We start from the raw sequence: 20,738 nt of genomic DNA, 5'->3' as shown, positions 1-20,738 counted from the left end.
CCCGGGCCGGGCGCCGCGGGCCGTTCGCCCGTTTCCGGCCCCGCTTTCGCGATGACGCGTCTCAGAGCGCGGGCACACGGCCCGTCACGGCGCGAGCCGGACGACGTACGGCTGGAGCACCGCGTCCAGCCACGCCCGCCCCTCGTCCGTGTCGAAGTCCACCACGTCCTCCTCCTCGGCGCCCAGCACGTGGGCCGGGACCCGGTCGCCGAACAGCACCACCGACCGGTCCGCCGGCTCCCGCTTGGACGACCACAGCAGCCCCTGCGCCCACGGCCCGGCCTGCCGCCGCAGCCAGTGCGCCCAGTCCCGGGTGTACGGGTACTCCTGCGCCTCGGCGTGCACCAGCCAGGTGTCCTGGTGGACCGCGGCCAGGTCGCGCGCGCTGACCAGCGGCAGCAGCCGCAGCTCCGCGGTGAGCCGCAGCGCGCTCAGCCGGCGCCCCTCGACCGCGCGGCGCGGCAGCAGCCGGGGCCCGCCCGCGGGGTCGAACGGCAGCGAGCGCAGCAGCGTCTCGCACACCGCGGCCGCGGTGCTCAGCCCGGCGTAGAGGTATCCGTACCGGTCGCAGGAGGTCGCGTCGAACCGGCCGCCGCCGTAAAGGCAGTGCGCGGGGCGGGGGTTGAAACCGTCGGCCGGACGGTGTGAGCCGTGCACGCGGTGCAGCAGCGTCCCGGCGGGCAGCACCACCGGGGTGGGGGAGCCCGTGAGGGCGTCGGGCGGGCGGTAGTTGGGCACCGGCTAGTCGTCCTCCCGCAGAAAGCCCGCGGCGTCGGCGAGTTGCCGCTCGCGGTGCGTGCCGAGCAGGTCCACCGGGCGCGCGCCGAGCCAGGCGTTCGCCGACAGCCACCAGTCGGCGGCGCCCCAGGGGTCGCGGCCGGCGGCCAGCAGCGCGTTGACCTCCAGCACGGGCGGCAGCGGGCGCAGCCCGGCGGTGAACTGGAAGCGCGGCAACCGCAGGCGGCCGCCGGCCGCCGGCAGCCGGATCAGCTCCGGCCGGTACGGGTCGCCGCCCCGCGCCGCCACGGCCGCGGCGTCCACCGCGCTCTGCGCGAGCAGCCGGTCGCGTACCGGGCCGAGCACCGGCCCGACCATGCGGTGCCCGTCGGTGAGCAGCACCCCGAAGTCCTCGGCGCTGAACCCCTCGACGGTGAGCAGCGCGGCGAAGTCCGCCGCCCCCGGGTGCGCCTCCACGGCGGTCGCGACGAGCCGCTCCCCGCCCGGCCCGAACTCCTCCGGCAACCGCGCGCGCAGCAGCCCGGCGGCGTCGGCGGCGGCGCGGTCGCGTGCCCCGGCGGTGTCCTCCCGGTCGCGGACCACGCCGAGCAGCGCCGCCAGCCGTGCGCGCAGCGGCGGTTCGAGCCGCGGCTCGATCCGGTCCCAGCGGGCCGCGGCGGCGGCGAGGACGGCGTACGGCTCGGCCGCCGCGCCCGGGTCGGGGTTCACACGCTCCCCTTCTGGCCGGCCAGCAGGCGTTCGAGCAGGTCGGCGCGGTCGTGGCGGCGTACGACGAGGTGGACGTCCCAGTCGGCGCCCCGGGCCAGTTCGGCTTCGACCGCGGCCCACAGCGCGGCGAAACTCGCCGCCGGGGTGAGGCCGCCGCGTCCGGCGCCGAGCAGCGGCAGGCACACCGAGCGCAGCGGCGGGTCGTGCCGTGCGGACTCCTCGGCGAGCAGGGCCAGGGCCCGGGCGACCCCGCGGGTGATGTCGGCGGGCTGCACTTCGTAGTCGTTGCTCTCGGGTCGGGGCACGGCCAGGGCGACGTGGTAGATCCGGCGGATGCCCTGCCGGGCCAGCTCGCCGCCGGACGTCACGGCGACGGTGCCTGGTTGGGCGGCCCGGCCGGGGCTGCCGTGCCGGGCCGCCCACTGCCGCAACTCGTCCTCGATCCGGTCGTCCATGAGCCCGCCCATCGCGTCCCGCCGCGCCCCCGCGCGCCGCAGGGCCGCGGACACCGACGACTTGTAGGGCGGCGGCAGCACGAAGTAGGTGTTCGACGGCGAGACGACGACGTCCACGTCCCGCAGCAGGTCGACGGCGTGGACGTGCACGGTCACCGCGACGGTGCGGCCGTGCACCCGGACGTGCGCGGTCCGGTGCGCTGCGGGAGCCGACGCCGGGGCCGGAGCCGGAGCTGGTACGAGAGCCGGGGCAGGGCCCGTAGCCGGAACCGGGGCGCCCGGGGAGGGGACGGCGCCGCCGCCAGGAGCCTGCCGCGCGAGCAGCGCCACCTGCTCGGCGACCTCCCCGAGGACGATCAGCTCCTGGTGCTTGCGGAAGCGTTCGACGCTCACCCCGTACACCTGCGCGGCGCGCCGGCGCCGGTCGGCCGCCGGCCAGTCCCGGGTGCCCGGGTGGAGCCCGAGCCCGTAGGCGGCGGCGGTCCGCAGGGTGCCGCCGTCCAGCCGTGCGACGGCCAGCCGCAGGACGCGTTCCACCGCGCCGCCCGCCGGGTCGGCGCCGTCGAAGGGGACGTCCCGGGCGAGGTCGGCGATCCCGGCGAGCCCGGGCAGGTCGAGAGTGCGCAGCCGGACGAGGCCGGCCCGCCGCACCCGCCGCACCTCCGCCAGGATCGCGCCGTGGTCCGGCACCCGGCCGGGCGCGTGATCCGGCGCGTCGGGAAGCGGGGCCATGGCGGTCAGCATCGCACCGGCCCCGCGGGCCTCACAAGCCCGACGCGGACCCGGACCGGCGAGGCCCCTGGGGACGCCGCAACTCCGGTTTCCCCAGGGGCAGTTCACCGTGCGGCCGGGGTGATCAGGGACCAGAGTTCAGATAGGTCACCGTGCTGCCGCCGGTGACCTTCCCGCCGGAGTTGTTGATCACATGGCTGATGGTGCCGTCGCCGCCCAGGGACACGGTCACCATGTCCTTGAAGGACGAGCCGCTGCCGGGCACCTCGATGGCGCGGTCGGCCACCACCGACGGGTTGGTGCTCATGTAGCAGTAGACGCCGAGCCCCCACGCCTGGTGCGAGGTCACCGCGTCCGCGACCTTGTACGAGGGGTAGCCGTTCTCGCCGCCGCCCGGTGTCCAACTGGCGTTGTCCGGCACGTCGTAGGGCATCTCGGACTGGTAGAAGTACGTCCGGCCGCCGTTGCCGTTCCAGAGGGTCTGGTACTTCTGGTAGTGCTCGACGGCCAGGCCGTACATGGTGACGTCGTCGCCATTGACCACCAGCCCATTGGCCGCGGTGTTGGTGTTCCAGCCGACGGTGCCGCTGTTGCCGTGGTCCGCGCGCCAGATCCACAGGTCGCTGCCGATGGTGTCGTCGCTGTTGACGACGAGCGACGCGGTGGCCTTGCCCGCGGCGTCGCCGCCGACCCGGAAGAAGACGTCCTGGAGGGCGATCGGGTCGGCCGCGTGGTCGGCGGAGGAGCCCGACGGGCCGATCTGCACCAGGGAGTTGCTGTTGGTGGTGCCCGCGCTGACGATCAGCCCGGCGATGTCGATGCCGTTCACGTCGGCGGTGGTGATCGCGGTGACGCCGTTGTCCGGCACCAGCGTGGCCAGGCCGAGTCCGAGCACGACGGTGTCCGGCCGGGTGATGTCGATCGGCGCGCTGAGGTGGTACACGCCGGGGGTGAAGAGCAGGTTGGACCCTGCGGCCAGCGCCGCGTTGATGGTCGCCGCGGTGTCACCGGACCTCACCACGTAGAACTTGGTGATCGGGATCGAGGTGCCCGCCGTCGAACCGCCGGTCCAGTCCGGGCCGGTGGCGTTCGTGCGCAGGCCCGGCACCATCACGTTGTACAGGCCGGTCGAGTCGGTGTAGAGGTACGGCTTCTCGCGCACGGCGGGGGACTGCCCGACCGTGGTGTAGGTGGGGAACGACTGGGCGGGGGCGCCGTTGTCGCCGACGAAGACCATGTTCCAGTTGGAGCCGGCCCAGCTGCCCATGGCGGTGTCCTGGGTCAGGAACTGCTGCTGGGTACCGGAGTTGATCTGGCCGGAGACGCGCGAGTCGCCGATGAAGCCGCCGGAGGACCAGTTGCTGCTGGTGTTCCCGGAGGAGTTGTCGTCCAGGACCATGTTGCCGTGCACGTCCACCCGCCGGAACGGGTCGGCCTGCGAGACGGCGTACTCCAGCGTTCCCGAAGCGGGCGTGTCCGACAGGTTCTCCACGTCGCGCCAGAAGTTCTGCGTGGCGTTGCCGCCCGACCAGCCGGCGTCCACGTGCACCCCGCCGCCGGTCAGCGAGACGTCGTCCGGGGACGCGCCGAGCCCGGCCACCTGGGTGTAGAAGCCCACCGGCACGTCCACGTCGTAGCTGCCGGGCGTGAACAGCAGCGCGTAGCGGTTGCCGCCGAACTGGTTCGACTCCTGCGTGTCGTAGACCGAGTCGATGGTCGACTGGATGGACGACGCGGACATCGAGGGGTCGAAGACCTTGACGTTGGGCCCGAGGTCGGGGTTGTCGGGGTTGGTCGGCGGGGCGGTGCCGCTGCCGCCGCCGGCGTCGTCGAGTGCGAACGACTGGGCGCTGGTGCCGTTGCAGGTGTACTGCTGCAACTGGACCGCGTTCGCGGTCGAGGCGCTGGGCACGTCGAGGCACAGCCCGCTGTAGTGGTTGACGAAGTGGTAGCCGCCGCCGGCCTCCTGGACCGGCTTCCACTCCTGGCTGCTCCAACCGCCGTCGGACCACAGGTGGATGAGGGCGCCGCTCGCGGTGGACGGGCCGTCCACGTCGATGGCCGGCTGGTCGCCGCCCGCGTTGACGATTCCGTAGTAGCCGGCGTCGGCGGCAGGGCGCAGCTGCCACTGCTGGGCGGCGGTGCCGTTGCAGGTGTACTGCTGCACGGCGGTGCCGTCGGCGGTGGCGGCCGAGGCCGCGTCCACGCACTTGCCGCTGTTGGCGGCGACCAGGTTGTACCAGCTCGACGGGGAGACGGCGGCGTGCGCGCCGGTCGCGCCGACGGTCGACAGCGCGGTGGCGACGAGCACCGCGGCCACCGCGGGGCCGGCCGCGCGGCGCGCCGCCCGGCCCGGTTTCAGGAAACGTTTCATGAGGCCCTTCCCGGCAGGGTTCGTGTTTCTGAAACAAGAAAGTGCGGCACATCCCGGACCAGCGCCGGTCGGCGGCGTGGTCGCGCGCCGACGGCTGAACGACCGTCCGGCCTCTCGAGCAATGTGTGTTTCCCGAAGGAAGCAGAGCGGTCGCAGACATGTCAAGACGTGGGTACGGCGCCGTGGCTTCACTTGTCGGACGCTTCCAGTGCCGGGTGGGACGGGAGGAGGGCAACGGGCCGCGGGTGCCTCCAGGTTGTGAACGCACAGGTCGGGGCCGGGAGCGGCCGGCGGGAGGCGGCCGGGCGGCGGGCGCGGCGGTGTGGCCGGAACCCGTACGGCCGCGCTGGGCCGCCCCCTCAGGTCAGGAAGGTTTATTTACAGACGTCTTGACGCGGTCTCGTGTTCCGGCGCAGACTCCGGTTCTGCTCGGCCGACATGAAACACCCCCCCCACCAACCGGCCCCCGGAGCCCACGCATGCGCCTCAGACACTGCATCGCGTCCCTCGCCACCACGGCCCTCGCCGCGACCGCCGCCTTCCTCGGCACCGCCGGCGAAGCCCACGCCGCGACGGGCCTGCCCGCCCACTTCGCCGCCCCCTACCTCCAGATCGACGGCACCACGGCCAACGACATGGCGGCGGACCTCAACGCCACCGGCCTGAAGTACTACACGCTCGCCTTCCTCATCCCGAAGTCCGGCTGCACCGCGCAGTGGGAGGCCAGCGGCGACGCGGTCGGCGCGTACTCCGCGCAGATCAACGCGCTCAAGGCGGCCGGCGGCACCGCGATCGTCTCCTTCGGCGGCGCCGAGGGCGGTGAGCTCGCCCAGACCTGCACCTCCGTCTCCTCGCTCACCGCCGCCTACGCCAACGTGGTGAACACCTACGGGATCACCCGGCTCGACTTCGACATCGAGGGCGGCACGCTGGGCGACACCGCCGCCAACCAGCGCCGCAACCAGGCGCTCGCCGCGCTCCAGGCGCAGAACCCGGCCGTCCAGGTCGCCTACACCCTCGCCGTCGACCCCGGCGGGCTGCCCTCGCAGGAGTACAACGTGCTCACCGACGCCAAGAGCAAGGGCGTCGACGTCAGCGCGGTGAACATCATGACGATGGACTTCGGCGACGGCGAGAACGCGCTCAACGACGCCGAGTCCGGCGCCCGCGCCACCGCCGGCCAGCTCGCCGGGCTGTACGGCATCTCCACCTCCGCCGCCTACGGCCGCCTCGGGCTGACCCCGATCGCCGGCCAGAACGACGACAACGAGTACTTCTCGCAGTCCGACGCGCAGACCCTGGAGAGCTTCGCCGCCTCCAACGGCGTGCAGGAGCTGTCGTTCTGGGAGGTCGACTACTACGACAAGCCCGTCGGCTACGCCTACTCCCGGATCTTCGACCAGCTCACCACCGGCAGCAGCGGCGGCGGGACCGGCGGCGGCACCACCGGCGCGATCACCGGCTACGGCGGCAAGTGCGTGGACGTGGCCGCCGCCTCCAGCGCCAACGGCGCCGCGGTCCAGCTCTACGACTGCAACGGCACCAACGCGCAGCAGTGGACGGTGGGTTCGGACGGCACCCTGCGGGCGCTGGGCAAGTGCATGGACGTGACGTCCGCGGGCACCGCCGACGGCACCCAGATCCAGCTGTACGACTGCAACGGCACCGGCGCGCAGGTCTGGCAGGCCCAGTCCAACGGTGAGTTGGTGAACTCCGCCTCCGGGAAGTGCCTGGACGCGACCGGCCCCAGCTCGGCCAACGGCACCCGGTTGCAGATCTGGACCTGCTACGACAGTGCCAACCAGCAGTGGAGTCTGCCGAGCTGACGCTCTGTCAACTCAGGTTCACAACTCGGCTTCACAGCAAGCGAATTGATCGGCCGGCCGGACCGGCCGGGGAGCGTACCTGTGCCCCCGGCCCGGTCCGGCCGTCCGTGTTGCGTCGTTACGACCCCGGTATCCACTGGGGTGCTGCCGGCTGCCCGCTGTTCGGCAAGTGTTCAACTCGCGGCCTGTGGAGGGGCTGTGTGCGGTCTTTATGGTCCTTGAGGCTCAGCTGGGGAAGGGACTCATGGACACACCGCTCGCGGTCCGGGCTCAGGGAATCACCAAGTGCTTCGGCGACGTCGTCGCCCTCGACGGCATCGATCTGGAGGTGGCGCAGGGACAGGTGCACGGCCTGGTTGGGCCGAACGGCGCGGGCAAGACCACGCTGCTCGGCCTGCTGCTGGGCCTGGCCGTCGCCGACGGCGGCCGGCTGGACATCCTGGGCACGCAGGTCGGCCGGGCGCTCGCCGCCCCCGACGGCGTCGCCGGCTTCGTCGACGGCCCGGGCCTGTACCCCTCGCTCACCGCCCGGCAGAACCTCGCGGCACTGGCCGCGCTGCGCGGGCAGGACCCGCGCGGCGGCGCGATCGCCGAGGCGCTCGACGAGGTCGGGCTCACCGACGTGGCCGACGACCGCGTACGCGGCTACTCCCTGGGGATGCGCCAGCGGCTGGGACTGGCCGCCGCGCTCCTGACCAGGCTGCGGCTGCTGGTGCTCGACGAGCCGTCCAACGGCCTGGACCCGGCGGGCAAGAAGCACGTGCACGACGTGCTCGGGCGGCTCGCGGCCGACGGCGCGGCCGTGGTCGTCTCCAGCCACCGCATGGACGACATCGAGGCGCTCTGCTCCCAGGCGACCCTGCTGGCCACCGGCCGGGTGGTCTTCTCCGGCCCGCTCAGCGGCCTCGCGGCGGCGAACTCCGCGCTCGACTACCGCCTGCTCACCTCCGACCTGCTCGCCGCCCGCCGCGCCGCCGCAAAGACCCCTGGGATCGACGTGGTGGACGGCGCCCGTCCCTGGCGCGGCGCCGAGATCCTCGTCGTCCGCGCCGAAGTCCCCGCGCTCGACGCCCTGGTGGCCCGCCTGGTCGGCGCCGGCGTCGCGATCCGCGAACTCGCCCCCGTCACCTCGCCCCTCGAAGCAGCCTTCCTCACCCTCACCGCGCCCCAGGAGACCGCACGATGACCGCCGACCCGGACGCCACGGAAGCGATGACCGCCGCCCCGGCCGCGGCCCCGCCGGCTGCGGAAGCCGTGGACGCGCCCGTCACGGCCCCGTCGGCCGCCGACGCGCCCGCTGCCGCCGCAACGGTCGCCGCCAGCCCCGCCGGCAGGCGCCCCGTCTCGGTCGCGCGCGGCTACCACGCCCCGGCCGCGGCCCCGCCGGACGTGGAAGCCGCAGAAGCCGCGGACCCGCCCGTCACGGCCCCGCCGGCCGCCGACGCGCCCGCTGCCGACGCGCCGGTCGCCGCCGCGCCGGCCGCCGACGCGCCCGCTGCCGACGCGCCGGTCGCCGACGCGCCAGCCGCCGCCGCAACGGTCGCCGCCGGCCCCGCCGGCAGGCCCCCCGTCTCGGTCGCGCGCGGCTACCGCTTCGAGCTGGTGAAGCTCGTCTCGCAGTGGCGGGTCCGGCTGCTGGTGCTGGTGTGCTGGCTCGCGCCCGGGCTCTTCGTGGCCGCGGTCAGCATGCAGAGCACGCTGCCGTCGGACACGCTGTTCGGCCGGTGGATGCACGGCACCGGGTGGGCCGGGCCGCTGGTGGTGCTGGGGTTCGCCGGGAGCTGGGCGCTGCCGCTGCTGACCTCGCTGGTCGCCGGGGACGTTTTCGCCGCGGAGGACCGACTCGGCACCTGGCGGCACCTGCTGGTCGCGGTCCGCTCGCACCGCCGGATCTTCGCCGCGAAGGCCCTCGCCAGCCTGACCGTCATCCTGCTGCTCGTCGTCGGGCTGACCGCGTCCGGTATCGCCGGCGGCCTCGCCGCGGTCGGCGACCACCCGCTGGTCGGCCTGGACGGGCACCTGCTGTCGCCGTCCGCCGCGGCCGGACACGTCCTGCTCGCCTGGGCCTGCGCGCTCGCCCCGACCCTGGCGCTGGCCGCGATCGGCCTGCTCGGGTCGGTCGTGCTGGGCCGCTCCCCGATGGGCCTGCTGCTGCCCGCGCTCGTCGCGCTGGCGATGCAGCTGGCCCAGCTGCTGCCGCTGCCCGTCGCGGTGCGCCTGGCCCTGCCCGGCTACGCCTTCATCGCCTGGAACGGCCTGTTCACCGCTCCGGCGCAGCTCGCCCCGCTGCTGATCGGCGTCGCGGTGAGCCTGGTGTGGGCCGTCACCGCGACCGTACTGGCGTATCTGCTCTTCGTGCGCCGGGACTTCACCAACCTCACCGGCGACGGCTCCGGGCGGCGCGCGCTGACCGCCGGGCTGCTGCCGCTGGCCGGGCTGCTCGCCGCGACGTGCGCGGTGATCGCGCTCGCCACCCCGTCGACCGGCTCCGGCATCGACCAGGACAAGGTGCAGCGGTCGGTCGCCACCGCCTTCGGCCACCTGTACCGGATGCAGACCGCGCAGCTCAACCGCCCCGCCGTCACCGAGGCCCAACTGCGGGTCGGTGCGGCGTGCGACCGGAGCGACGGCCATGTCGCGGCCAAGGGCGCCGGCAACGACTGGCGCTGCGTCGTCACCTGGCACCTGCCGGGCGTCCAGGCCCCGGGCACCGCGATCTACCAGCTCGATGTCACCTCGGACGGGCGGTTCGTGGCCGACGGCGACGGACCGAAGGACGTGAACGGCTACTTCCTCGTACGGTCCGCCACCGGCGACGCCCCGAACCCGCTCTGGCAGTTCGACGGCACTGTCGAACTGCTCCACACCACCCGGAAGGGATAATCGGATGCAGGTAACACGCCGCAGAAGGCGTGTCGAGAAGGCGGGCCTCGTCTTCCTCGGCCGGCGCATCGGCCGCCGGACCGCCCTGGTCACCGCGGGCCTCACCACCCTGGCGCTGGGCGCCACCGGCACGGCCTTCGCCCAGACCCACCAGTTCGGCACCGAACAGGTCGGCCAGAGCACCGACAAGGGCCAGGTCATCTCCAGCGACCAGTACCTCGCCCCGTACGGCACCCGTACGGTCATCGACAACGGCAAGATCATGTCGTCCGCGGTCAGCCCGGACGGCACCCACCTGGCGGCCGCGGTCACCGACGGCGGGGTCGCGCTGACGGTCCTGGACCTGAAGACCTGGAAGGTGCAGCAGGTCGTCGGCAACTCCGCCGCCGCGGACCTGCGGATCAGCGGCAACGACGTGGGCCAGGAGGGCCCGACGTACTCGCCCGACGGCAAGCAGCTGTGGCTCGGCCAGACCGACGGCTACACCCGTTTCACGGTGAACACCGACGGCACCCTGGCCGACCCGGTGGCCGTCAAGATCCCGGCGGACGGCGCCAAGCACGCGCTGGTCGGCGCGGCCGTCTTCTCGGCCGACGGCTCGACCGTCTACTCCGCGGTCAACGGCCAGAACCGGGTGGTCGCCATCGACGCGGCCACCGGCACGATCGAGCAGAGCTGGGCGGTCGGCAACGCGCCCCGCGACATCCTGCGGGTCGGCGGCAAGCTGTACGTCAGCAACGAGGGCGGCCGCCCGGCGAAGAGCGGCGACACCACCCTCAACTCGTACAACACCCAGGTCCCGGCGAGCCCGGTGACCGGCGCCACCACCACCGGCACCGTCAGCGTCATCGACCTGGCCAAGCCCGCCGCCGCCCCCGCGAGCATCACCGTCGGCCTGCACCCGACCGCGCTGTACGCGAAGAAGGGCGCGGTGTTCGTCACCGACACCGCCTCCAACGACGTGTCGGTCATCGACACCGCCCGCGGCAAGGTCGTGCAGACCATCGCCACCCGGCCCTGGCCCGAGGCGACGGTCGGCTACGAGCCCGACGCGGTCACGCTCACCGACGACGGCCACCTGCTGGTCACCCTCGGCCGCGCCAACGCGGTCGCCGTCTACCGCTACCACAGCGCGCAGGAGCCGGTCAGCTACGTGGGCCTGCTGCCGACCGACTACTTCCCCGCGGAGATCGCGACCGTCGGCAAGCAGGTGGTGGTCTCCAACACCCGCGGCATCGACGCCCGCCGCCCCACCACCAGCGCCGGCCACGCCACCCACGACACCACCTCCAGCCTGACCCACTTCACGCTGCCGAGCGACAACGCGATCCGGGCCCAGACCGCCAAGGTCTTCCAGCAGAACGGCTGGACCAGCACCGACGTCCAGCTCGCCAAGGGCCGCAAGGCGAAGGCCGTGCCGGTCCCGGCCCGGCTGGGCGACCCGTCGACGATCAAGCACGTCTTCCTGATCGTCAAGGAGAACCGCACCTACGACCAGCTCTACGGCGACATGGCGCAGGGCAACGGCGACCCGGCGCTCACCGAGTTCGGCGAGAACGTGACGCCCAACCAGCACGCCCTGGCAACGCAGTTCGGGCTCTACGACAACACCTACGACATCGGCACCAACTCCGCCGAGGGCCACAACTGGCTGATGCAGGCGGACAACCCGGAGTACACCGAGTCCTCCGCCGGTGAGTACACCCGCAGTTACGACACCGAGGACGACGCGCTCGGCCACCAGAAGAGCGGCTTCCTGTGGACCGGCGCGCAGGCGGCCGGCAAGACGGTGCGCGACTTCGGCGAGTTCCAGCAGTTCCTGACCAAGCCGGCCGACGCGACGTGGCAGAACCTCTACTGCGACGCGAAGAACATGAAGGCGACCGGCCAGAACACCGCCTACCCGCTCGACTCGTCCTCGCCGATCCCGTCGCTCAACAACGTGTCGGTGCCCGGCTTCCCGAAGTTCGACACCAGCGTCCCGGACATCTACCGGGAGCAGATCTGGCAGCAGGACTTCGAGAAGAACGGCCCGGCCGACCTCAACATGTTCTGGCTGTCCAGCGACCACACCGGCGGCCCGGCCAGCCCGGCCGCGCAGGTCGCCGACAACGACCTGGCCGTGGGCCGGATCGTCGACACCATCTCGCACAGCTCCTACTGGAAGGACTCGGCGATCTTCGTCGTCGAGGACGACTCGCAGGCGGGCCTGGACCACGTCGACGGCCACCGCGCGCCGATCCAGATCATCAGCCCCTACGCCCAGCACGGCGTGGTGGACGACCACTACTACTCGCAGATCACGATGATCCGCACCATCGAGCAGATCCTCGGCATCCACCCGATGAACCAGAAGGACAGCGCGGCCAGCCCGATGACGGCCGCGTTCACCGCCAAGCCGGACTACACGCCGTTCACCGCGGTGCCCAACCGCACCTCGCTGACCGACGGCCTGAGCACCGCGCCGTCCTGCGGCGTGGACACCCCGGCCGCGCAGGACCCGACGGCCGCGGCCGTGCCGAAGGCGAGCGTGCCGGCGGCCGAGAAGTCGGTGGCGGCGCAGTGGAACACATGGAAGTCGAAGCAGCGGCTGACCGGGCCCAACGCGGTGCCCGACTACGCGCCGCCCGCCCAGATGAACCACCTCACCTGGTACCAGACGCACAACTGGACCACGCCGTACCCCGGTGAGAGCAGGATCTACGCCCCGAACGACGTGCCGGGCGCCTACCTCCCCTCCTCGGACAACGACGACTGACCGGCGCCACCGCTACGACCGGGCCCCGGCCGGCATCGCGCCGGCCGGGGCTTTGCCGTGCCCGCCGTGCCCGCCGTCCCCGCCGTCCCCGCCGTCCCCGTGCTCGCGGCGGCGGTCAGCGCGGCGCGAGGACCTGCTCGGTCCAGATGGTCTTGCCCTCGGGCGTGTAGCGGCTGCCCCAGCGGTGGGTGAGCTGCGCGATGAGGAACAGGCCGCGGCCGCCCTCGTCGGTCAGCCGGGCCCGCCGCAGATGCGGCTGGGTCTGGCTGGGGTCGGAGACCTCGCAGATCAGCCGCTGGTCCCTGATCAGCCGGACGGTGATGGGGGAGCCCGCGTACCGGATCGCGTTGGTGACCAGCTCGCTGACGATCAGCTCGGTGCTGAACGCCAGCTCGTCCAGGTCCCAGGCGGCCAGCTGCGCGGTGACACCGGAGCGCACCTCGGCGACCGCCTCGGGCCCCGCGGTCACCCGCCACCCGGCGGTCCGGTCGCTCGGCAGCTCCCTGGTCCGGGCGAGCAGCAGCGTCTGGTCGTGGTCGGGCGCCGGGTCGGAGAGCCGGCCGAGCAGTTCGCGCCCCGCGTCCGCCATCGGCCGGCCGGACGCCGCCGCCGAGCGCGCCACCTCCTCGACCGCGGCCCGCCGGCGCGCCGCGGCCGGGTCGTCCCACACCTGCGCGGCGTCGCTGTGGAAGGCCAGCACGTCCCCCGCGGACAGCAGCAGCTCGGTCATCTCGAACGGGCCGCCGCCGGTGCCCAGCGGCGGCCCGGCACTGACCTCGACCTGCTCCACCGCGGCCGGCTCTCCGCCGGCCCCGCCCCGCACCAGCACCGGCCCGACGTGGCCCGACGACGCGACCAGGCAGCGGCCGGTCAGCGGGTCGTAGGTGGCGTAGACGCAGGACGCGCCGCGCAGCGCGGTCTCGATGCCCGCGTGCACCGGGTCGTTGTCCTCGGTGCTCGCGAAGCGCACCACCAGGTCGTCCAGATGGCTGAGGAGTTCGTCGGGCGCCGGGTCGAGGTCGGCGAGCGTGCCCACCGCGGCCCGCAGCCGGCCCATCGCGGCGGTCGCGCCGAGCCCGTGCCCGGGCACCCGGCCGACCAGGAACGCCACCCGGGCGGAGGACAGTTCGATGACGTCGAACCAACTCCCGCCGATGCCCTCGGGGGTGCCGCTGGGGACGTACACGCCGGACGTCTCGGCGGCCGTGCTGTCGCCCACCACCCTTGGCAGCAGGCTGCGTTGCAGCGTCTCGACGGTGCGCCGCTCCTTGGTGTAGCGGCGCGCGTTGTCGATGCTGAGGGCGGCGCGCGAGGCGATCTCGTCGGCCAGCGCGGCGTCCGACTCGTCGAACCGGCGCCGCGTGCCGATCCGCCACAGCAGCACCGTGCCGAGCACCAGACCGCGCGCCTGCACCGGCATCAGCAGCAGCGAGCTGGCATCGCGCGGCAGCGACCGCCGGACCATCTCCTCCTCCGGCAGCAGCGCCCGCAGGTCGGCGAGGTCGGAGAGCACCCCGGAGGCGCCGTGCCGCACCTGCTGGCTCGCGTCGCTGCCGATGGTGAGCGTGGCGCCGGGCGGATAGAGCTCGGGCGGCCACGCGCCGGTGCCGGCCACGGCCACCCGGCGCAGCGGCGTGTCCCCGGTGAACGGGCCGGGCTCCTCGCCCTGGAGCACCGACACGGTCAGGTCGACCGCGGCCAGGTCCGCGAAGGCGGGTACGAGCACGTCGGCCAGGTCCTCGGCGTTGCGGGCGACGTCCAGCGAGCCGCCGATCGCGGCGGCGGACGCGTACCGCAGGCCGGACGGCTGCGCGTCGCCCTCGTCCGCGGTGGCCAGCCGCGGCAGCCGCAGCGGGCCGTCCTCGGCGCGCGGCCCGTCGCCGTCGGCGCCCGCCGCGTCCGGCTCCGCCAGGCCGCCGGAACCCGGCGGGCCGCCCTGCGCCATCCGCAGCAGCAGCGGCGGGCCGTGCGCGCTCTCCGGCGCCAGCACCGACACCCGCAGCCGCACGTGGAGCGTCCCGCCGCCCGGCCGCAGCAGCACCACCCCGCCGGTGTTCTGCCGGCCCTCCAGCGCCCCCGACCTCAGCACCGGCCAGGTCTCCGGGTTCTCGAACAGCTCGGTGACGTCCCGGCCGCACAGCGTGTCCGCGGCGCAGCCGAACAGCGCCGCGGCCCGCCGGGTGCAGCTCACGACGGTGCCGCGGGCGTCCACCACCAGCGCCGCGTCGCCCCGCGCCCGGCGCACCGCTTCCTCCGGCCCGGCGGCGTCGGTCGTTCGCCCAGGCCCGCTCGAACCCATACGCCCATTGAAACGCGCCCCCCTCCGGCCCGCGCGCCGGAGAAGCCGCACCCCCGCCCGCGGCGGCCCGGAGCTCGTACGGGGAGGCGTTGCGGGCTCGGATAAGGCTCGGATCGGGCGCCTACTACGGCACCCGTGTCAGCAGGGGGCGGAGCTTCCTGCCCCGCACCCGCACTGCGCAATCTTTCTGCAAGTCGAGGAAAACTGTTGCAGCACGTCTTGACGGCACCGCCGCTCCGGAGCATGGTCTACCTCGCGTTCAACCGCCGTGCCCGTCACGGCGGTTGGCTGCGGCGGCCCACGGGAGGGCCGCCGGACCGCTCGTCCGAGGCGCGTCGGAGCCGGGTGGTCGCGTACGCAGGCCGTAGTCCGCCACGATCAGCGGGAGCCCTCCATGCTTCGCTCACCAGACCGCGCCGATCCCCCCCACGGCGCGGAACCGCCCACCGCGCAACCCCCCACCCCGCAACTCCCCTCCGCACGACCGCCGTCCGCCCGCTCGCGGGTCCGCCGGGCGCTGCTCGCCGCCGCCGCGCTCGTGGCCGGCTCGGTGGTACCGCTCGCCGCCGTCCAGGGCACCGCGCACGCCGGCCCCGCCACCGCGGCGGCCACCGGCGGCAACGGCAGCGACGTGACCGCCAACCTCTTCATGTGGAACTGGCCGTCGGTGGCCAGTGAGTGCACCACCGAACTCGGCCCGAAGGGCTACGGATCGGTGCTCGTCTCCCCGCCGGAGGACTCGATCCGGCTGTCCGGCTCGCACCCGTGGTGGGAGATCTACCAGCCGGTCGGCTACGACCTGGACAGCCGGATGGGCACCGAGGCGCAGTTCGAGGCGATGGTCTCCGCCTGCCACGCCGCCGGGGTCAAGGTCTACGCCGACGCGGTGATCAACCACATGTCCGGCAACGACCAGTCGAGCACCGACTCCTACGGCGGCGACAGCTTCGACGTCGGCGCGAAGACCTACGGCGAAGTCCCGTACGGCCCCTCGGACTTCCACACCTCGCCGGCCAACTGCCCCAACTCCGACCTGGCCATCGACGACTGGAACAGCCAGACCCAGGTCCAGGAGTGCGACCTGTCCAACCTCGCCGACCTCTACACCGAGACCGACGACGTGCGGGGCAAGATCGCCGGCTACCTCAACAAGCTGATCGGCTACGGCGTCGACGGCTTCCGGGTCGACGCCGCCAAGCACATCAACCAGTCCGACCTGGCGAACATCGAGTCCCGGCTCTCCGACACCCAGTGGGGCGCGCGGCCCTACGTCCTCCAGGAGGTCGCGCTCGGCGGCAGCGGCAACCTCGCGCCGTCCGCGTTCGAGTCCAACGGCAGCGTGATCGGCTTCGACTACGCCAACGCGATGAAGTCGCAGTTCCAGGGGAACATCGCGGGCCTCAAGACGTTCGGCCAGAGTTGGGGCCTGGAGCCGTCCGACAAGGACGGCGCGATGGTCACCAACCACGACACCGAGCGCAACGGCAGCACCCTGAACTACAAGAACGGCTCGCAGTACACGCTGGCCACCGAGTTCATGCTCGCCTGGGGATACGGCGCCCCGACGGTGTATTCCGGCTTCGCGTTCAACAGCTCCGACGACTCCCCGCCGGCCGACGGCAACGGCTTCGTCACCGGCACCGACTGCTCCTCCGCCGCCTGGGTGTGCACCGACCGGGTGCAGGGCATCGCGAACATGGTCGGCTGGCACAACGCAGCCCAGGGCCAGAGCGTCGCCAACTGGTGGGACAACGGCGCCGACGCGATCGCCTTCAGCCGCGGCGACCAGGCGTGGATCGGCATCGACAACGGCGACTCCGCGGTCACCGAGACCTTCACCACCGGCCTGGCCGCGGGCACGTACTGCGACGTCATCCACGGCGACCCCACCTCCTCCGGCGGCTGCACCGGGTCCACCGTCACCGTCGGCCAGGACGGCACCGCCACGGTGACCGTGCCCGCCCACGACTCGGTGGCCCTCTACCAGGCCGGCACCGCCACCACCACGCCCCCGACCAGCCCGCCGACCGGCACCGTCGCCGAGACGTTCCACGAGACCGAGGCCGCGCCGTCGGGCGAGCAGGTCTACGTGGCCGGGTCGATCGCCGGACTGGGGGAGTGGGACACCGGCCGGGCCGTCGCGCTGGACTCCACCGACGGCACCGACTGGAGCGCCACCGTGGACCTCCCCGCGAACACGTCCTTCGAGTACAAGTACATCCTCAAGGACGCTGCGGGGAACGTCACATGGGAGTCGGGCGACAACCGCACCGCCGACACCGGCGGCTCCGGCGGCACCCTGGACGACACCTGGAAGTAGCGCCGCGCAGGCACGAGGACGCGCGCACCCCGGTTCGCCCGGACGGGCGAACCGGGGCCGCGCTCCGGTTGCGGGGGCGGCAGGCGCGGCCTTGACTGCTGCTGATACCTGCCGGACGGTGAGAGGAGCATGGGGATGCTGTCGGTCCGCAGCCTGTTCACGTCGATCGTGGACAACGACGACTCCTACCGGCTCTTCTGCTCCATCGCCGCCAGCGGGGAGGCACAGGGCGGCTGGGAGAACGGCCGGATCGCCGCGCTGGTGCCGCCCTCGCAGCGTGAGCTGGCCCCGAAGATCGCCCGGCACGGCGCCGACGAGGACAAGCACGGCCGCATCTTCACCGCGCTGCTGCGCAAACGCGGGCTGGAGCCGGTGCCGGTGCCCGCCGACACCGACTACACGATGCTGCTGGAGCGCGCCGGGATCGGGCTCGCCCACAGCCGGCTGCGGCGCGACGAGGCGCTGAGCGAGCAGGACATCGTCACGTACCTCGCGCACAGCCGGGTCACCGAGCAGCGCGCGTCCGAGCAGATGGCCGTGCTGCTGCGGTACTTCGCCGGGCACCCCGAGATCGGCCGCGCGATGCGGGTCATCTCGCGCGACGAGGACAACCACCTCGCCTACTGCCACGAGGAGTTGCTGCGGCTGGCCGCTGCCGGGCACGGCCGCGCCATCCACCGCGTGCTGCGCGCTTGCGCGCACGCCGAGATCCGGGTGCACCGCGACGTGAGCCTGGCGGTGATGGCCCGCATGGGCCGCATCCTGCACTGGCCCGCGCCCACCGCGGCGCTGCTGCGCTTCGGCATCCACCTCACCTACCTCTACGACCGCCTCCACGGCTGGCGCCGCATGACCACGCTCACCATGCCCGCGCGCCGCAACGCCCTCGGCACCACCCCGGCCCCGGAGCCGCAGACCGCCGTCTGACCCCCGTACGGCGGCCGCACTTATATGAGGAGCCGTCCCCCGGGGGACACGGATAGCCTGCGGGGCATGGGCGAGGGTGTGGACACGCGGATCGGGCCGCCGAGCTTCGGCACGGAGCGGGAGACGCTGCGGGCGTTCCTGGACTACCAGCGGGCGACGCTGGCGATGAAGTGCGAGGGGCTGGACGACGAGCAGTTGCGGCGGCGGTCGATGCCGCCGTCGGCCTTGACGCTGCTCGGCCTGGTCCGCCATATGGCCGAGGTCGAACGGACCTGGTTCCGCCGCGTCTTCGAGGACCCCGGTGCCCCGATGGTGTGGGCGAAGGACGGCGAGGTCGACTTCCAGGCGGCGTACGACGCGAGCGCGTCGACCCGGGCCGAGGCGTTCCCGGTGTGGGAGGCCGAGGTCGCCGCGTCCCGGCGGATCGAGGCGGCGGCCGCGTCCCTGGACGTGTCCGGCCACCAGCCCCGGTGGGAGGAAGACGTGAGCCTGCGGATGGTGATGGTGCACGTGTTGCTGGAGTACGGGCGGCACAACGGGCACGCGGACTTCCTGCGCGAAGGAGTCGACGGGACCGTGGGGGCGTAGGGGTAAGGGGATCGTAAACTCCCCTGGTGGACATATCCCCGCCGCCGCCCCCCGAGGACCTTCCGCCGCCGCCTCCCGCACCCGCCCCGCCCTACTCCGGCTCGGGATCGCCGTACGACTCCGGCGCGGCGTACGGCGCCGGGCAGCCGCCCTACGGGCAGTCTTCGCCGTACGCATCGGACGGTGCGCCGCCCTACGGCGCGGGCCCGGGGCCCTACCCGCAGCAGCCGAACCCGTACCAGAACCCCAATCCGTACGCGGCGCCCGGCGGCCCGGGGCTGCCGGGGCCCTACCCGGCGCCGTACCCGTACCAGAATCCGCAGGGCTGGTACGCCGCCGAGCGCACCACCAACGGCCTGTCGATCGCCTCGCTGGTCACCTCGTTCACATGCGTGCCGCTGCTCGGCATCGGGCTGGGCATCGGCGGGCTGAAGCAGGGCCGGCGGCAGGGCCAGCGCGGCCGCGGGCTGGCCATCGCGGGCATCACGATCAACTCGGTCACGACCCTGCTCGTCGTGCTGCTGATCGTCCTCGGCGCGACCGGCGCGCTGGACGACGGCAACACCGAGGTCGCGGACATCAAGGCCGGCCAGTGCTTCAACACCACCGGGCACTCCCTGGAGGAGATCGAGCGCGGGGAGCGGGTGTCGCGCTCGGTGAACGTCGTCGACTGCGCCAAGCCGCATGACGCCGAGGCGTTCTACACCTACACCCTCGACCCGAGCACCAACGGCTCCTATCCGGGCGAGGCGGCGATCACCAGCGAGGCCCAGGCCACCTGCGGCAAGCAGATGGGCGAGTACCTGGACGGCCGCTCGCTGGACGACGGGATGCGGCTGTTCTTCTTCGGACCGCAGAAGTCCCTGTGGGACGACGGCGACCGCACGGTGACCTGCTTCTTCGGTGACGTCGACGCCAAGGTGACCGGTTCGGTGCGCGACGGCGGCGGCTCCTCGTCCGGCGGCAGCGGTGACGGGGGCTCCTCCGACGGCGGTTCCTCGTCCGACGGGGGCTCCTCCGACGGCGGTTCGTCCGACGGGGGTTCGTCCGACGGCGGCGACGCGGGAGGAGTGGGCGTCTGACCGCTCACGCGAGCCCGCACCGAGCCCGGCGGCGGCACACGTCGGAGCACCTTCCGCTCTGATCCGGCCACCACACGCTGGGTGATACCCAGGGGAGGGCTTGCGGTTGCGCACCGAGGGTTGCCAAGCTGTCGCACACAGTCAACCCCTGGGAGGGGCACGTGGCCTTCGGTGAGCAGCCTGCCTACCTTCGTGTCGCCGGGGACCTGCGGCGCAAGATCCTCGACGGCACCCTGCCGCCGCACGCCCGCCTGCCCTCGCAGGCCCGTATCCGCAGCGACTACGGCGTCTCGGACACCGTGGCCCTGGAAGCCCGCAAGGTGCTGATGGCGGAGGGGTACGTCGAGGGCCGTTCCGGCTCCGGCACCTATGTGCGGGAGCGGCCCGAGCGGCGCAAGGTCGTCCGCAGCGGTTTCCGGCCGACCGGCGCGCCGAGCCCGTTCCGGCAGGAGCAGGCGGACGAGGCGCGCACCGGCAGCTGGGAGTCCCACAGCGTGCAGGGCCCGGCCTCGGCCGATGTCGCCGAGCGGCTGGGCATCCAGACCGGCGACCGGGTGATGTGCACCCGCTACCTCTTCCGCGCCGAGGGTGAGCCGTCGATGCTCTCCACCTCGTGGGAGCCGCTGGCCCTGACCGCGCGCACCCCGGTGCTGCTGCCGGAGGAGGGGCCGGTCGGCGGCCAGGGCGTGGTGCCGCGGATGGCCGCGATCGACGTCCTGGTCGACCACATGGCCGAGGAGGTCGGCGCCCGCCCGGGCCTGGCCGAGGAGACCGCGGCGCTCGGCGGGGTGCCCGGGCACATCGTGATCGAGATCCGCCGCACGTACTTCGCGTCGGGACGGCCGGTCGAGACGGCCGACGTGGTGATCCCGGCGGAGCGCTACCGCGCGGTCTACCACCTTCCGGTACGCTGACGGGCCGTCACGTTCCGGTCGAGCGGGTGGCCGAATCGATCTCTCTTCGTGTCAATCCGTACCCGCCGGGTGATCCTCGGGCGTAGGGTCGGGCATATGCGCGCCGCCGTTTCCCCGAGCACGGGGCCGGACCG

General features: G+C 73.4%; 14 protein-coding genes. 9 read left to right on the top strand and 5 right to left on the bottom strand.

All coding sequences use genetic code 11. From position 1 onward, the window contains the following. Positions 1-84 precede the first annotated feature (84 nt). From WA788_RS23980 to WA788_RS23965, 4 genes are all read right to left on the bottom strand, one after another. Positions 85-738, bottom strand: a complete 654-nt coding sequence (locus WA788_RS23980) for an RES family NAD+ phosphorylase (RefSeq protein ID WP_335980676.1) — start codon at positions 736-738, stop codon at positions 85-87. 3 nt (positions 739-741) lie between these two features. After that, positions 742-1,446 carry a hypothetical protein gene (locus tag WA788_RS23975; RefSeq protein WP_335980675.1) on the bottom strand — a complete coding sequence of 235 codons (705 nt, stop codon included), beginning with the start codon at positions 1,444-1,446 and terminating at the stop codon, positions 742-744. Further along, complete coding sequence (locus WA788_RS23970) at positions 1,443-2,633, bottom strand: macro domain-containing protein (RefSeq protein ID WP_335980674.1); 1,191 nt, start codon at positions 2,631-2,633, stop codon at positions 1,443-1,445. The genes WA788_RS23975 and WA788_RS23970 overlap by 4 nt, the downstream gene beginning before the upstream one ends. A 124-nt stretch (positions 2,634-2,757) precedes the next feature. Further along, positions 2,758-5,007 carry an RICIN domain-containing protein gene (locus WA788_RS23965; RefSeq protein WP_335980672.1) on the bottom strand — a complete coding sequence of 750 codons (2,250 nt, stop codon included), beginning with the start codon at positions 5,005-5,007 and terminating at the stop codon, positions 2,758-2,760. A gap of 479 nt (positions 5,008-5,486) precedes the next feature. Here WA788_RS23965 and WA788_RS23960 point away from each other — a divergent pair, with 479 nt between their 5' ends. From WA788_RS23960 to WA788_RS23945, 4 genes are all read left to right on the top strand, one after another. Continuing rightward, positions 5,487-6,833, top strand: a complete 1,347-nt coding sequence (locus WA788_RS23960; RefSeq protein WP_335980669.1) for a ricin-type beta-trefoil lectin domain protein — start codon at positions 5,487-5,489, stop codon at positions 6,831-6,833. Between the two features lie 244 nt (positions 6,834-7,077). Beyond that, positions 7,078-8,019 carry an ABC transporter ATP-binding protein gene (locus tag WA788_RS23955; protein ID WP_335980667.1) on the top strand — a complete coding sequence of 314 codons (942 nt, stop codon included), beginning with the start codon at positions 7,078-7,080 and terminating at the stop codon, positions 8,017-8,019. Next, positions 8,016-9,716 carry an ABC transporter permease gene (locus WA788_RS23950; protein ID WP_335980665.1) on the top strand — a complete coding sequence of 567 codons (1,701 nt, stop codon included), beginning with the start codon at positions 8,016-8,018 and terminating at the stop codon, positions 9,714-9,716. Before WA788_RS23955 ends, WA788_RS23950 begins: the two co-directional genes overlap by 4 nt. A 4-nt stretch (positions 9,717-9,720) precedes the next feature. Next, entirely contained in the window at positions 9,721-12,474 is a 2,754-nt protein-coding gene (locus WA788_RS23945; RefSeq protein WP_335980663.1) for a bifunctional YncE family protein/alkaline phosphatase family protein, read from the top strand. Between the two features lie 115 nt (positions 12,475-12,589). Here WA788_RS23945 and WA788_RS23940 read toward each other — a convergent pair whose 3' ends face one another. Next, positions 12,590-14,773, bottom strand: a complete 2,184-nt coding sequence (locus tag WA788_RS23940; RefSeq protein ID WP_335980660.1) for an ATP-binding SpoIIE family protein phosphatase — start codon at positions 14,771-14,773, stop codon at positions 12,590-12,592. 394 nt (positions 14,774-15,167) lie between these two features. On the opposite strand from WA788_RS23940, the gene WA788_RS23935 reads away from it, so the two are divergent. The 5 genes from WA788_RS23935 to WA788_RS23915 all read left to right on the top strand — a co-directional run bounded on the left by WA788_RS23935 (position 15,168) and on the right by WA788_RS23915 (position 20,604). Beyond that, complete coding sequence (locus WA788_RS23935) at positions 15,168-17,093, top strand: carbohydrate-binding module family 20 domain-containing protein (protein ID WP_335980658.1); 1,926 nt, start codon at positions 15,168-15,170, stop codon at positions 17,091-17,093. Between the two features lie 135 nt (positions 17,094-17,228). Continuing rightward, complete coding sequence (locus tag WA788_RS23930) at positions 17,229-18,020, top strand: ferritin-like domain-containing protein (protein ID WP_335980656.1); 792 nt, start codon at positions 17,229-17,231, stop codon at positions 18,018-18,020. A gap of 66 nt (positions 18,021-18,086) precedes the next feature. Further along, positions 18,087-18,608: a DinB family protein gene (locus WA788_RS23925; RefSeq protein WP_335980653.1), complete on the top strand. Its 522-nt coding sequence runs from the start codon at positions 18,087-18,089 to the stop codon at positions 18,606-18,608. 26 nt (positions 18,609-18,634) lie between these two features. Further along, positions 18,635-19,690, top strand: coding sequence for a DUF4190 domain-containing protein (locus WA788_RS23920; protein ID WP_335980651.1), 1,056 nt, complete (start codon positions 18,635-18,637; stop codon positions 19,688-19,690). 161 nt (positions 19,691-19,851) lie between these two features. Next, positions 19,852-20,604, top strand: a complete 753-nt coding sequence (locus tag WA788_RS23915; RefSeq protein ID WP_335980650.1) for a GntR family transcriptional regulator — start codon at positions 19,852-19,854, stop codon at positions 20,602-20,604. Positions 20,605-20,738: the final 134 nt, after the last annotated feature.

Source organism: Streptomyces sp. CA2R106 (assembly GCF_037034245.1).
Classification (GTDB): domain Bacteria; phylum Actinomycetota; class Actinomycetes; order Streptomycetales; family Streptomycetaceae; genus Actinacidiphila.
Note: the sequence above shows the minus strand (reverse complement) of the source record. Positions and strands in the feature narration are given on the sequence as shown.

Excerpts from the sequence above, each read along its gene's own strand:
- WA788_RS23970 (WP_335980674.1), bottom strand. The coding sequence starts at position 2,633 with ATGGCCCCGCTTCCCGACGCGCCGGATCACGCGCCCGGCCGGGTGCCG.
- WA788_RS23965 (WP_335980672.1), bottom strand. The coding sequence starts at position 5,007 with ATGAAACGTTTCCTGAAACCGGGCCGGGCGGCGCGCCGCGCGGCCGGC.
- WA788_RS23960 (WP_335980669.1), top strand. The coding sequence starts at position 5,487 with ATGCGCCTCAGACACTGCATCGCGTCCCTCGCCACCACGGCCCTCGCC.
- WA788_RS23955 (WP_335980667.1), top strand. The coding sequence starts at position 7,078 with ATGGACACACCGCTCGCGGTCCGGGCTCAGGGAATCACCAAGTGCTTC.
- WA788_RS23950 (WP_335980665.1), top strand. The coding sequence starts at position 8,016 with ATGACCGCCGACCCGGACGCCACGGAAGCGATGACCGCCGCCCCGGCC.
- WA788_RS23945 (WP_335980663.1), top strand. The coding sequence starts at position 9,721 with ATGCAGGTAACACGCCGCAGAAGGCGTGTCGAGAAGGCGGGCCTCGTC.
- WA788_RS23940 (WP_335980660.1), bottom strand. The coding sequence starts at position 14,773 with ATGGGTTCGAGCGGGCCTGGGCGAACGACCGACGCCGCCGGGCCGGAG.
- WA788_RS23935 (WP_335980658.1), top strand. The coding sequence starts at position 15,168 with ATGCTTCGCTCACCAGACCGCGCCGATCCCCCCCACGGCGCGGAACCG.
- WA788_RS23930 (WP_335980656.1), top strand. The coding sequence starts at position 17,229 with ATGCTGTCGGTCCGCAGCCTGTTCACGTCGATCGTGGACAACGACGAC.
- WA788_RS23925 (WP_335980653.1), top strand. The coding sequence starts at position 18,087 with ATGGGCGAGGGTGTGGACACGCGGATCGGGCCGCCGAGCTTCGGCACG.